The organism is Pseudomonas avellanae BPIC 631 (assembly GCF_000444135.1).
Taxonomy (GTDB): Bacteria; Pseudomonadota; Gammaproteobacteria; order Pseudomonadales; family Pseudomonadaceae; genus Aquipseudomonas; species Aquipseudomonas avellanae.
The window spans coordinates 32,774-46,097 of sequence record NZ_ATDK01000006.1 but is presented as its reverse complement, the minus strand read 5'-3'; the positions used below and the strand labels follow the sequence as shown (position 1 = coordinate 46,097).

Genomic DNA, 13,324 nt, shown 5'->3' with positions numbered 1-13,324 from the left:
GGCTGCGGCACTTATCCATTGCGCGACTGGGCGGGCTTGTGGGTGCAGCGACTTTGCCGCGCACTGGAGCGTGTGCGAACTATCGTTACGGAACGATGGTGTCAGGAGAATGCCCTGTAGGAGACTTCAGTGTTAGATTTGGGACACATCGTGTAGGTAACGCTACCTGCCGGCAGAAAGCGATCAGCGCCAGACTGTCGCGATAACGACCCACCTGCCATGTGCTGAGGTGATACGCCGAATTTGGCTTCGGTGGGTCATTCAATCTGAAGTGGTGTGTTAATAGTTCTTTATTACAGCAGGCCATCTTGTGCACAGACGCTGACAATTTGTTCGCGAAACCAGTGACTCACGCTGTCCTGCCCCAACTTTTCGTTCCACAACATGTCGAGCGTAAAGCTGGGTAAACCGGTGGGCGGTTGGCAGTGTGCGAATTTGTCTTCATTACTGATCAGCATCTGGACACGCCGAGGCAACGTCAGCACGAAATCGGTTCCAGGAATCATATACAGTGCCGCAACGTAACTATTGGCTCGAGCCGCTATCCTGCGGCTGTAAGCCCTTTGGCTGAGCCAGCCATCCACCATGTTAGTGTCTGAAGTCCACGGGGTGGGGAAGATGTGCTGACGTGCAACAAAGCTGTCTAGGCTGAATTCACCCTCCGGCGGGGCAGCATTTTTATCAACGACACAGACAAGATCATCTTCCAGCAGAACTTGTGACTTCAAATTTTCGAAGCTGCTATGGAAGTTGGGGCCGAAACAAATAACCAGATCAAAGCGACCGTCGATAAGCTCTTCGGCTGGAATATCTTTGTGAAACTTTTGGATGTTCACAACGACCGGAAAACAACTGCTAATAAAGCGCTTCAGCAAGCTTGGAAGTATCAAAAGCTCAAAGTACTCTGGTGCACAGACATTAAAAGTAATCTCTTTTTGCGTAGGGTCGAATGCATGCAAGCCGGAATGGCATATGTTTATGCTTTTCAGGATTTTCAGGATATGGCCATACATGGTGGCGGCCTTTTTAGTCGGCCACATGCGATTACGGGTTTTGATGAACAGCTCGTCGTCGAAGCACATACGCAACTTTTTCAAGCAGTAACTGACGGTGGACTGGCTGACGCAAAGGGCTTCAGAGACCTCTGTGACGCTGCTTTTTTCGTATACGGCAACGAACACCATCAGATCCTGCATATCGAGTTTTCTGAGCAAATTACTAATAATCATAAAATTCTTCTCGGTGAAAATCCACGTGAGTCATTATTTTTTTTGAAAAAAATTACTTATTATTTACAATATAACAGACGCAATTTATTTTTTAAATAGCCTTTCTGGGGTTTCCTTAATACATTATCGCTCACTTTAACAGGCGTCGCGAACAGGGACTAGGAGGTCAAAGTGTTAGTACGTGTCACAGAAAGCCATACACCATTATGGGTGCAAGCCACTGAAATTGTGAAGGAAAAATTTCGCAGTTCTTATAAGGCAACAGTAGAGCCCAGCCCGCAGTATTTTGCGATGACTCTGGATAATGAGGGTCGCATCCTCTCTTGTGCCGGTATAACGTTTGCAGATCACCGCACACTCTTCTCTGAACAATATCTGTCGCAACCGATAGAAAAGATACTCTCCGACCGTTTTGAAAAACCTATCGATCGGTCAACTATTGTTGAAATCGGTAGTTTGATTTCCCATCACCTGACGGCCGGAATGATCATGGTCAACATGATCCCATTGTTGGCCTGGTGCATGGGTGGTCACTATCTACTGTGCACCGTCACACCCCGGGTCCGGGAAATGATGGAAAGCTGCCAGATCGATTTCGAACCGCTGTTGACAGCTGATCCAGAGCGCCTGGCCAACGATGGCGGGAAGAACTGGGGGTCTTATTACTCGAAAATGCCGGTCACCGGTTTTATCCGGGTGGACCCGAAACGTTCGCGATTCGCCGCCATGACCCTCGGTACATTGTTTACCCAATTGCCGACGGACCTGCCGGAGAGGGCGCAATCATGAGTGACCGCTTTATTGCAGACCTGCGTCAGGCGCTACAGGTCAATCGCGAGAAAGTCTGTGTCGTCGATAGCGCCGCGTCCGGGCTGGAAAACGCCACGGTCATGACCTTCGGCGAACTGGAATCTCGGACGTTGAACCTCGCAGCTGAATTGCAACGGCGTTTTGACACCCCGGCCCATGGCGACCACGTCGTGCTGGGCATTGCGACGCGAAACAGCAGCGACTGGCTGGTGGCCGATCTGGCGTGCCTGTTTGCCGGGATTACCGCTCTGCCTTTGCCGCTGGCGTTCAGCCAGGCCCAAGCCGAACATTTGGCCGAGCGTTGCGACGGTTTTCTGGTGGATGCCGCCGGCGAACGCATCCTGGCCGAACGCTGGATGTTGGATTTTCCCGAGAGTCGCTTGAGGCGCCTCAGCGAACCAGCCCTTGAGCAGCCATTGCTGCGTGAGCCGGAAGGCGTCAGCGACTGGATCTGCAAAATCATTCACACTTCGGGCACGACCAGCCGTCCTAAGGGCGTGCGCCTGGGCACGGCGGCAGTCGGCGCGGTGTTGAACTCCCTCCGCCAAGGAATGCCGGTCGACGCCCATCGCCGTTACCTGTCGCTGGTGCCGTTGAGCCTGCTACTTGAACAAGTCACTGCCGCGTATCTGCCGCTGTTGGCCGGCGGCACTGTGTACTTCCTGCCAGAAGGCGAACCATTGCTCGGCGAACCGGGCACTTCGCCGCAACGTTTGATCGCGTGGATTCTGCGAGTCGAACCGACGGCGCTAACGGTCCCGCCAGTGATGATCAATCGCTTCTACGAGCAACTCGCCCAAGGCGGTGCGCAACGCGATCACTTGTCTCAATATCTGCATTCTGGCGTGCATATCACCTGCGGCGGCGCGGCGGTCAGCATCGACATCCTCAACGCCCTCGCCGAGGACGGCATCCCGGTGTTCCAGGGTTATGGACTGTCCGAAAACGCCTCGGTGGTCAGCATGAATACCGCTCAGCACCAGCGGCTGGGCAGCGTCGGCAAACCCTTGCCGCATGTGCAGGTGCGCATCGGCGCCGACCAGACCATCGAGGTCAAGAGCGGCTCCTTGTTCAGCGGTTACTCCGGCAAGGACCCGAGCGCCTGCTCGATGTCCGACGACGGCTGGATGGACACCGGCGACCTGGGCGAACTGGATGCCGACGGCTATCTCTACGTCCGTGGCCGCAAGAAGAATGTGATCTGCCTGCCCAATGGCCGCAACGTCAGCCCGGAGCAAGTCGAACTGGAATACCGCGAGTTTCCCGGCGTACGCGATGCCGCCGTGTTCTTCGATGAAACCCATGGCCTGGTGGCGCTGCTCTGTGTCGAGTCGGCGCCGGACCGCGACGAGTTAGCTTCTTGGTCAACCCGACGCTTTTCGGACATCGAGCGCCCGACTCGCCTCGGTGCAATACCGTGAAGGCACCGCCGATTTTCTGGTGTTGCTGGATGCCGAGCGCGAGCGTCTGACGGCCGAGGACTCTCAGGCCCAGGCACAAATCGAGCTGTATCGCGGCATCGTGGCAATCTACAAGGCGCTGGGCGGTGGCTGGCAGCCGCAAGCCTGATACGCAAGTCCAATAAATGTAACGCCGTGTAAAACGCCCCGCGCCCCCAAAGGCGCAGGGCTTTTTTCTGCCAGCCGTTCAATGCCCGTAAGATTGCCGTTTGACAGCTGCCATCGACTCCCCGAAGCTGCAACCCGTCAAGCATTGGAAACCGATATGCCCAGACTGCCTTTCAAGGGGTTATCGCCTCAACCCACTACTCGACGTCGCTGGCAGACAGGCGCAGCGGCCGCGGCGCTGCTGACGCTTGCGCTGGCGTTCTGGTGGTGGCGCATGCCAGTACAGACAACGCCAGTCAAGTTGAGCCATACCTACGCCCAGGCACTGGAGCAGGCACATGACGGCAAGCCCGGCGCAGCGCGCGTGCTGTATCAGCAACTGGCTCGCACCGATTTGTCTGACGAGCAACGCATCACGCTGCTCGCCGAATTGAGCGATTATCCCAGCCCTCAAGCGCTCAAGCTGCTCGACGCAGGCCTTGGCAACGCTTCCGATCAGGTGCGCAAGGCAGCCATCGACGCCAGCGTGAAGCTGGTCTCCAACAGCCAGCGCAGCCTGTTACTGGGCCCACTGCTGGACGACCCCGAGCAATCGGTCAGGTTTCACGCCACCCGTGCGCTGCTCGGCTTGTCACCCGACGAGCTGGGCCCTGTACTTCGCCGTCCTGCAACAAAGTGCCGAGGCGTTTCAGGAGTCGCTCAAAAGCCAGCCGCAGGATGCTCAGAACCAGCTGCAACTGGCCAGACTGTATCTGCAGACCGGCGACCTTGAACCTGCGGTTGCGGCGTTGCAACGGGCCACATCGCTGGACCCCGGCAATATTGAAGCGGCACTCGCCCACATCGAGCTGCTGGACCGCAAAGGCCAGGCCGAACAGGCGCGCAGTCTGTTTGCCGGGCTGCTTGAGCGCAACCCCGGCTCGTCAATCCTCCAGCACGCACTGGGTATGTGGCTGTTGAACCACGGGCAGGCCGAATTTGCATTGCTTAGCCTTGCCAAGGCCACCGAGCTGGCACCCGACAACAACGACTATCGCTACGATCTGGCGGTAGCACTGCATTCCTTGAACGAGCTTGAGGCGGCGCAAAAGCAGCTGACGCAGATCGTTCAAAACCAACCCGCCAACCGCAAAGCCAGGGTGCTGCTGATTCAGTACTGGAAAGAAACCGGTCAGTTGCAGAATGTCCAGATATTGTTGGCGGAGCTTGAGCAGCAGAATCCCGACGACCCGGTGCTGCAACAGGAGTTGTAGAGTCAAAAAACGACAAAAAGGCAGGCCAAAGGCCATCCCTTGGCACGGCTGCAGGCCTTTCAACTCGCTGCCTACGGACATTCCTGCCTCTCCCACACCTGACAGCCTTCATGCCTGTCAGATGTTTCTTTTTTTATGCGAGCCCTTCTCACATGGCACGTTTCTCATCAGCGACTATTATCGGAAATAACTTACAACGCACCGCGCCCGAGTACCCAGAAATCGTCACCTATATCCAACCGTGGCGAGCGGGTTCATTTAAGGAATTTGAAGAAGACTATTTTCTAACTGAAAAAAAAGGTGCATCATTTGCGTGCTACTGAGTTATAAACACCCTCTATCTGCGCAATGACAAGCCGAAAAGGCCAAGTTTCACCATAGAAACGGCAGGTAGCGGGCAGAATTGATTGAGCGAATCGGCCAAATAGTTTGGTCTCATCGCTTTATAGGGCTGACAACAGCCATTACATTGTTGGAGTGTATTACTTGTCCAGACTTGCCGAGTTTCGAGCAGCAGAGAAAGCCCTTCAAGAGCAGCTTGCACAGCTGGAATCCTTGAAAAATGACGCCGGATTGAAGAAGGAGATCGAATTCGAGCAAAAGCTCCAGACCCTGATGGGCACCTACGGCAAAAGCCTGCGTGACATCATCGCTATCCTTGACCCTTCAAGCTCTACGTCGCTGGTTGCGCCCGCCGGGCCCAAGCGCCGTCGTGCACGCGTGGTCAAGGTTTATCAAAACCCGCACACCGGCGAGCTGATTGAAACCAAGGGTGGCAACCACCGCGGTCTCAAAGCCTGGAAAGAACAGTACGGTGTGGACACTGTTGATTCGTGGCTTCGTGCCTGATTGCAACTACGTCATTTGAAGCCCTGCACTTGCAGGGCTTTTTTTTACCGGCCTGCGCGCCCGTCAATCGTCAGCGCATTGCCGCCGCGTGAGCATGCGTAACAACTGCGCAGCACCTCGACACAATCTGACATTCATACAGATCATTAAGTGAACTGGCCGGTACATCAAACTTCGGTGGCAGGCGGTATTAATACCGCGAGAATAATGACGCCAATAAAGTGCGGCTGATGCGATTCACTGCACAGTTACAAAACTGAACAATACCTGAACCGGGTAGAGTAATTATTCAGTTTATCTCCAGTAATGACATATAACAGATTTTGTAACCGGACGCGTCGAGAGGCGCCGGGTGAGCGAGGCGGTAGAGCTTCACACTTTTTTCACATGGAATCTCGGATGATGAAGACCGCTAAAGGAATAGCGCCCCATGCCCGCCTCGGCGGGCTTCTTTTTGCCTGCAGAAAAGCCCCGCCTTACTGCTCGGCATCCAGACGCAGACTCTCGCGAATGCGTAACGCCTCGTCCTTGTTGGCTGCATAACCTTCAGCCGACCCTGCGTACGACAGCGACCAGGCCATCTCTTTATTGGCAGCCGCCACCAGCGTCTGGGTCAGCACATGCACACCGTTCTGAGTGATGGTGCAGGTGGTTTCCAGCGCCGGCACGACGCTCAGCTGGCTCTTACGAACATGCGTGCAGACACTTTGCAGACCGCTGCGGGCGAAATTGACCTGCACGGATTTGCGCATCTCCAGCAGCACCCCCTGAACATTGACCTCATGACCGGGGCTCAGGCGCGTCTGGGTCAATTCCATGACCATCAGCGGGTTTCCACTTTGATCGTTTTTAACCGCGCGCTGTCTGACCTGCACGGAGGGTTGAACGGGCGTGTCCGACTCGGTCGGTAACGACTCGACCTCCCAGCCCGCAGGCCAGATGATCATCGCATCGGTGGCATGGGCATGTGCAGCGCACAGCAGCAGGCACAGGCCTGGCAAGAAACGTCGGTATTGCAAAGCAATCATGGTCAGGTCGCCAGAACGGTGGACCTGAAATTCTGAGCCTGTTACCGGCATCGAGCAAGGGCATAACGATGTTATCCGGGCCAGGGTTTGGCACTGACCGCCCTGCCCCGTATCATTTGGCACTAATTTGTACATTCTGTTGGAGACATATTCATGAGCTTGCACGAACTCAACACACTACCGGGCGTGACAGCCAACCCTGAAGCGGCTACCCGGCAGTTTGTGTTCAATCACACCATGCTGCGCGTCAAGGACATCACCCAATCGCTGGACTTCTACACCCGCGTGCTGGGCTTCAGCCTGGTTGAAAAACGTGACTTCCCGGAAGCTGAGTTCAGCCTGTACTTCCTTGCGCTGGTGGACAAGGCACACATCCCGGACGACGACGCTGCACGCAACAAGTGGATGAAATCGATCCCGGGCATTCTGGAGCTGACCCACAACCACGGGACAGAAAGCGATGCGACAGCCTCGTATCACAACGGCAACAGCGACCCGCGCGGCTTTGGTCACATCTGCGTGTCCGTACCCGACGTAAAGGTCGCCTGCGAGCGCTTCGAAGCGTTGGGTGTAGACTTTCAGAAACGCCTGTCCGATGGCCGCATGAACAGCCTGGCGTTCATCAAGGACCCGGACGGCTACTGGGTAGAGATCATCCAGCCAACACCGCTCTGAGGCCCTGCGTGAATCGTTCTGATACTGAACGATAAGCGAAAAAAAAACCCGTGATTGCTCACGGGGTTTTTTATTGACCGCTAAGCCATCAGGCTGGCGCGGAGGTACGGATCAGGTGATCAAAAGCGCTCAGCGAGGCCTTGGCACCCTCGCCCAGGGCGATGATGATCTGCTTGTACGGCGTCACGGTCACGTCACCGGCGGCGAAGATCCCCGGCACTGACGTTTCACCACGCGCATCCACCACGATCTCGCCACGCGGCGACAACTCAAGGGCGCCTTTGAGCCATTCGCTGTTGGGCAGCAGGCCGATCTGCACAAAAATGCCTTCCAGAGGAATGGTGATTTCTTCGCCAGTCGTGCGGTTCTTGTAGCGCAGGCCATTGACCTTCTGCTCGTCGCCAGTAACTTCAGTGGTTTGCGCACTGGTAAGCACGGTGACGTTCGGCAGGCTGTGCAGCTTGCGTTGCAGCACTGCATCGGCGCGCAGTTGCACGTCGAATTCCAGCAGCGTGACGTGAGACACGATACCCGCCAGGTCGATTGCCGCTTCGACGCCCGAGTTACCGCCACCAATAACGGCAACGCGCTTGCCTTTGAACAGCGGACCGTCGCAGTGCGGGCAATAAGCCACACCCTTGTTGCGGTATTGCTGCTCACCGGGAACGTTCATCTCCCTCCAGCGCGCGCCAGTAGCAAGGATGACCGTCTTGGCCTTGAGGCTCGCGCCGCTGGCGAACTTCACTTCGTGCAACTCACCGGCTGCGCCCGGAATCAGCTTGTCGGCGCGTTGCAGGTTCATGATGTCGACTTCGTACTGCTTGACGTGCTCTTCGAGCGCAACAGCCAGCTTCGGCCCTTCGGTGTGTTGTACCGAGATGAAGTTTTCGATGGCCATGGTGTCGAGCACCTGACCGCCGAAACGCTCGGCTGCAACACCGGTGCGGATGCCTTTGCGGGCGGCATAGACCGCAGCCGCCGAACCGGCAGGACCGCCACCCACCACCAGCACATCAAAGGACTGCTTGGCGTTGAGCTTCTCGGCCTGACGCGCACCGGCACCGGTGTCGATCTTGGCGAGAATTTCTTCCAGGCCCATACGGCCCTGGCCGAACAGCTCGCCGTTCAGGTAGATGCTCGGCACCGACATGATCTTGCGTTCGGTGACTTCGTCCTGGAACAGCGCGCCGTCGATGGCGACGTGCTTGATGCCAGGGTTCAATACTGCCATCAGGTTCAACGCCTGGACGACGTCCGGGCAGTTCTGGCAGGACTGCGAGAAATAGGTTTCGAAATGGAACTCGCCTTGCAGAGCGCGAACCTGTTCGATGGTTTCCGCACTGACCTTGGGTGGGTAGTCGCCAACTTGCAGCAACGCCAAAACCAGCGAGGTGAATTCGTGGCCCATGGGGATACCGGCGAAACGCAGGCTGATATCGTGGCCAGGGCTGTTCAGCGAGAACGACGGCGTACGTACGTCGGTGCCGCTGTCATTCAGGGTGACGTCTTTGGAAACACTGATCACATCGTTGAGCAGTGCAAGCATTTCCTGAGACTTCGCGCCGTCATCAAGGGACGCGACGATCTCGATGGGGCGAGTGACCCGCTCCAGGTAGGATTTCAACTGGGCTTTAAGATTGGCGTCCAACATGTGGCGACTTCCTGTTTTACAAAGGGTAGAAATAACAACGCCCAGGCGATTACCGCCCGGGCGTTTTATGGGGCGATGCGGTTTACTTGCTCAAGAGCTCAACGCCCCCAGCCGATTCATGTGAATCAGATCTTGCCAACCAGGTCCAGAGACGGAGCCAGAGTGGCCTCGCCTTCTTTCCACTTGGCAGGGCAGACTTCGCCCGGGTGAGCAGCAACGTACTGAGCGGCCTTGATCTTGCGCAGCAGCTCGGAAGCGTCACGGCCAACGCCGCCGTCGTTCAGTTCAACGATTTTGATCTGACCTTCAGGGTTGATCACGAACGTACCGCGATCCGCCAGGCCTGCTTCTTCGATCAACACGTCGAAGTTGCGCGAGATGGCCAGGGTCGGGTCACCGATCATGGTGTACTGGATCTTGCCGATTGCTGGCGAAGTGTTGTGCCATGCAGCGTGAGCGAAGTGGGTGTCAGTCGAGACGCTGTAGATTTCTACGCCCAGCTTCTGGAAGGTGTCGTAGTTGTCAGCCAAGTCTTCCAGCTCGGTCGGGCATACGAAGGTGAAGTCGGCCGGGTAGAAGAATACGACAGACCACTTGCCTTTGAAGTCGGCGTCCGAAACGTCAACGAAAGAGCCGTTCTTGAAAGCGGTAGCCTTGAACGGTTTTACCTGGCTGTTGATGATAGGCATCGGTATATCTCCTGATGGTTTGGATGGGTTGTGAATTCGATGGAGTGAAGCTTACGCATCATCCGTGACAATCGCTCATTGGCAAACCTGATGTCACTGATTGCTTTTCACTATGAAGGCAGCTTATCAATAGAAGAAACCTTCAGGCCGATTCCGCTCTCCGGGTTGCCTGGAAACGGCGCGGCGTCAATGTAACGCATCGCCGACTTGATGTCCCTCCAGCCGACATAAGCCATCAGCGACTTGAGATCCCAGCCAGCGGCATGCGCCCAGCAGGCAAAGCCACGACGCAGCGAGTGGCTGGTGTAATGCTCGGCTGCAATGCCTGCGCGTTCGAACGCCTGACGCAGCAACGGAATGACGCTGTTGGCATGCAGCCCCTCCTCCTGCAGATTGCCCCACCGGTCAACGGCTCTAAACACCGGACCGCGCACCAGCGCCGCACAGTTGACCCACTCGATGTAGGCCTGCACCGGGCACAACCGCTGCAAGGCGGGTGTCTGATAAGTCCTGCCCAGGTTGTCACGATCCCCTTTGCTGCGCGGCAGATACAGGGTGATACCCGAGTGGGCGATGGCCTTGATGTCCTGCACTTGCAGACGGCATAGCTCATCGCTGCGAAAACCCCGCCAGAAACCCAGCAGAATCAGCGCCGAATCACGACGACAGCGCAGCAGGCGCGGTTGATCGTGCTGCGCGGCCGCGTCCTGTATTTCGAGCTGCAGCCAGGCGATGACCTTTTCGAGGTCTTGCAACTGCAAAGGCTCGGCCTGTTTTTCCTGTGCCGGGTGCAGCGCACGAATGCCCTTGATGACCTTGCGCACCATCGGCGCCTTGGTGGGGTCGACAAAACCCTGGCTGACATGCCATTGGGCCAGCGCCGACAGACGCAGCTTCAAGGTATTGACCGACAACGTTCCTGCATAGCAGGCCAGGTAGCGCGCGACGCTTTCGCTGGTTGCCGGCAGAAACCCGCCCCACGTCACCTCGAAATGTTCGATGGCCGCCCGGTAGCTGCGGCGCGTGTTGTCACGGGTCGCGGCGTCTATATAGCGATCGACGTCATTCATGGCTGCTCATTGCTCAAAGCCTGCGGGTGTACCGGAAAAGGCATTCAAAAGGCCGCTGACAGCGCCTGACACGGGATAATACGCCAATATCCCATGTTAATTAATTCAAATTATGCGGATTTATTTTAGATAATATAGTATGTAATTACAGGGTACATACCACAGTACGAAATCGTAGGAGAAAGCATGGCTCGGGGCGGCGTAAACAAGGCATTGGTGCTCAAGGCAAGGGCTTCGCTGCTGGCCAGAGGCGAGAACCCGAGTATTGATGCGGTACGCATCGAAATGGGTAATACCGGCTCGAAAACCACGATTCATCGCTACCTCAAGGAGCTGGATGACACGCACGCGCCAGCGCCGGACATCAATGAAGAATTGAGCGATCTGGTGGCTCACCTAGCCCAGCGCCTTAACGAACAGGCGCAAGAGCGCATAGATGAGGCGCACGATAAGTACCAGGCCAGCTGCAATGACCTGCTGCAACAACTGGCGACAGCCCGGCGACAGATCAGTGAGTTGCAGGAACACCTGCAGCAACGCGACGAGACCGTCGAACATCAGGCCACCGCCCTGCTCCAGACCCGGCAAACGCTGCAAAGCGCCCAGACCGAACACGCCAGGCTGCTGCAGGCCAATCTTGATCTGGAATCTCGCCTGCAAGACAAGGAGGGCCAGATTCACTCTCTTGAAGAAAAGCACCAACATGCCCGCGAAGCCCTGGAGCATTACCGCAACTCAATCAGGGAGCAGCGCGAGCAGGAGCAGCAGCGCCATGAAGGCCAGGTTCAGCAATTGCAGATGGAATTGCGCCAGGCGCAGCAAGGCATCGCCATGCGCCAGGAAGAGATCACGCAGTTGAATCGCGACAACGAACGGTTGCTGGCTGAAAACCGCAGCACTCTGCGTGTCGTGCACGACCAAAAAGATCAGCTGAGCCGCGCCACCGCCCAGGCCGCTGCGTCAGTTGAACACCAGCAACGCACCCACACACAGTGCGCATTGCTGGAAGAAAGGCTACGCAGCCTGCAGGAAGAAAGTGCGGCGCTCAAACAGAGCATGACCGATGCCCAACAGCAAAACCGGATGCTGGAACTGCTGCTGATCAAAAAGGAAGTCGCACTGGAAAACCTGCAACTACAGGCTAACCCGCCTGAAAAACCTGCGACGGGCAAAAAGAAGCCACTCCACAAAGCGTAAGGGACAGATTTCAGGCAGTCGCTGCGTCACACGGCAGGTACAGACAAATCCGCGTGCCTTGACCCTGCTCGCTTTTTATCTGCACATGCCCGCCAGTCTGCTTGATGAAACCGTAAACCATCGACAGGCCCAGGCCTGTTCCCTGGCCAACGGGCTTGGTCGTGAAAAACGGGTCAAACACTCGATCGATGACATCCTGGGCAATTCCACAGCCATTGTCTTCGACACTGAGCCGCACATAGTCGCCTGCAGCCAAAGCACCATCCTGCGCAACAAGCCGCAAAGCCTGACTGCGAACCCTGATCAAGCCAGCGACAGGAACAGCATCACGCGCGTTGATCACCAGATTCAATAGCGCGTTTTCCAGCTGATGTTCGTCAGTCTGAATGGCGCTCAGCCCCTCCTCCAGCTCAACGTGCAATTGCGCATGATTGCCGACCGTGCCACGCAGCAACTCTTCCATCGAGCGCACCATGCAATTGATATCCACCGTACCGACACTCAGCGACTGACGGCGGGCAAAGGTAAGCAATCGTTGGGTCAGCGCAGCAGCACGATTGGCTGAACTGACCGCAGCGTCCACGTAGCGATCCACCTCACCGAAGCGCTGCGCTCCCATGCGCAGCCTGATCATCTCCAGCGCGCCGAGCACACCGGACAGCATGTTGTTGAAGTCATGGGCAATGCCGCCGGTCAATTGACCGATGGCGTCCATTTTCTGCGCATGGCGCAACACCTCTTCAGCCTGAGCACGCTCCGCGATTTCGACCTGCAACAACTCATTGGCCTTTGCCAGTTCGCGGGTACGATCAGCCACGCGCAACTCCAGACTTTCGTTGAGTTCGCGCAACGCTTCTTCGGCATTGACCTGAGCGGTGATATCGGTGTGAGTACCCAGCCAGTGGGTGATGTGCCCTTGTGCATCGCGCATGGGCAGTGCGCGTGACAGAAACCAGTTGAAGGCACCGTCCTTGCCGCGCAGGGCAAAGGTGTCCTCCCAGACAGAGCCGGTGGCAAAGCAGTATTGCAAGCGCGCCATCACCCGCTCGCGATGCTCGGGGTGCACGACCGAGCGCCAGCCCAGTGCCACCATAGCCTCCAGCGTAGTGCCGGTGTAAGCGTACCAGCGCTCGTTGTACCACTGGACCTGGCCACGCGGGCTGGCAGTCCAGGCCAGCTGACTCATGTTGTCAGCCAGCGTCCGCTCACGCAGCACATCGACAGGCTGCGCGACCTCACAGTCCTGCCTGGTCGGATACAGAGGTATCCAGGCCGAGGGGTTTTCTCTATTCACTCAGGGATCCG

At 56.7% G+C, this 13,324-nt stretch carries 11 protein-coding genes and 2 pseudogenes; 7 read left to right on the top strand and 6 right to left on the bottom strand.

What is annotated here, in order from left to right; all coding sequences use genetic code 11:
• Positions 1-293 precede the first annotated feature (293 nt).
• Complete coding sequence (locus DW49_RS0100365) at positions 294-1,229, bottom strand: LysR family transcriptional regulator (RefSeq protein ID WP_005618520.1); 936 nt, start codon at positions 1,227-1,229, stop codon at positions 294-296.
• Between the two features lie 171 nt (positions 1,230-1,400).
• Here DW49_RS0100365 and DW49_RS0100360 point away from each other — a divergent pair, with 171 nt between their 5' ends.
• The 5 genes and pseudogenes from DW49_RS0100360 to DW49_RS0100340 all read left to right on the top strand — a co-directional run bounded on the left by DW49_RS0100360 (position 1,401) and on the right by DW49_RS0100340 (position 5,709).
• Positions 1,401-2,018: a thermostable hemolysin gene (locus DW49_RS0100360; RefSeq protein ID WP_024420515.1), complete on the top strand. Its 618-nt coding sequence runs from the start codon at positions 1,401-1,403 to the stop codon at positions 2,016-2,018.
• Positions 2,015-3,460 carry an AMP-binding protein gene (locus DW49_RS0100355; protein ID WP_005618521.1) on the top strand — a complete coding sequence of 482 codons (1,446 nt, stop codon included), beginning with the start codon at positions 2,015-2,017 and terminating at the stop codon, positions 3,458-3,460. Before DW49_RS0100360 ends, DW49_RS0100355 begins: the two co-directional genes overlap by 4 nt.
• Positions 3,447-3,608 (top strand): annotated as a pseudogene (locus DW49_RS1000000131505) (TolC family protein); the annotation flags it as partial. The gene DW49_RS0100355 and the pseudogene DW49_RS1000000131505, both read left to right, overlap by 14 nt.
• Before the next feature lie 156 nt (positions 3,609-3,764).
• Positions 3,765-4,860 (top strand): annotated as a pseudogene (locus DW49_RS01000000127905) (tetratricopeptide repeat protein).
• 486 nt (positions 4,861-5,346) lie between these two features.
• Positions 5,347-5,709: a histone-like nucleoid-structuring protein, MvaT/MvaU family gene (locus DW49_RS0100340; protein WP_003380449.1), complete on the top strand. Its 363-nt coding sequence runs from the start codon at positions 5,347-5,349 to the stop codon at positions 5,707-5,709.
• 476 nt (positions 5,710-6,185) lie between these two features.
• On the opposite strand, the gene DW49_RS0100335 is transcribed toward DW49_RS0100340, so the two are convergent.
• Positions 6,186-6,788: a DUF4946 domain-containing protein gene (locus DW49_RS0100335; protein ID WP_024420516.1), complete on the bottom strand. Its 603-nt coding sequence runs from the start codon at positions 6,786-6,788 to the stop codon at positions 6,186-6,188.
• Between the two features lie 102 nt (positions 6,789-6,890).
• On the opposite strand from DW49_RS0100335, the gene gloA reads away from it, so the two are divergent.
• Positions 6,891-7,412, top strand: a complete 522-nt coding sequence (gene gloA / locus DW49_RS0100330) for a lactoylglutathione lyase (protein WP_005618526.1) — start codon at positions 6,891-6,893, stop codon at positions 7,410-7,412.
• Between the two features lie 88 nt (positions 7,413-7,500).
• On the opposite strand, the gene ahpF is transcribed toward gloA, so the two are convergent.
• The 3 genes from ahpF to DW49_RS0100315 all read right to left on the bottom strand — a co-directional run bounded on the left by ahpF (position 7,501) and on the right by DW49_RS0100315 (position 10,822).
• Positions 7,501-9,063 (bottom strand): alkyl hydroperoxide reductase subunit F, encoded by a 1,563-nt coding sequence (gene ahpF, locus DW49_RS0100325; RefSeq protein WP_005618529.1) that lies wholly within the window; start codon positions 9,061-9,063, stop codon positions 7,501-7,503.
• A gap of 125 nt (positions 9,064-9,188) precedes the next feature.
• Positions 9,189-9,752 (bottom strand): alkyl hydroperoxide reductase subunit C, encoded by a 564-nt coding sequence (gene ahpC / locus DW49_RS0100320; protein WP_003380444.1) that lies wholly within the window; start codon positions 9,750-9,752, stop codon positions 9,189-9,191.
• Positions 9,753-9,862: 110 nt separating this feature from the next.
• On the bottom strand, positions 9,863-10,822 hold the full coding sequence (locus DW49_RS0100315; RefSeq protein ID WP_005618531.1) for a site-specific integrase: 960 nt from the start codon (positions 10,820-10,822) through the stop codon (positions 9,863-9,865).
• Positions 10,823-11,008: 186 nt separating this feature from the next.
• Between DW49_RS0100315 and DW49_RS0100310 the strand changes: the two genes are divergently transcribed.
• Entirely contained in the window at positions 11,009-12,019 is a 1,011-nt protein-coding gene (locus tag DW49_RS0100310) for a DNA-binding protein (RefSeq protein ID WP_024421049.1), read from the top strand.
• A gap of 10 nt (positions 12,020-12,029) precedes the next feature.
• Here the strand turns inward: DW49_RS0100310 and DW49_RS0100305 are convergent, their stop codons facing one another.
• The gene (locus tag DW49_RS0100305) at positions 12,030-13,313 is read right to left on the bottom strand and encodes a hybrid sensor histidine kinase/response regulator (protein ID WP_005618534.1); all 1,284 of its coding nucleotides are present in this window, start codon (positions 13,311-13,313) and stop codon (positions 12,030-12,032) included.
• Between the last annotated feature and the right edge of the window lie 11 nt (positions 13,314-13,324).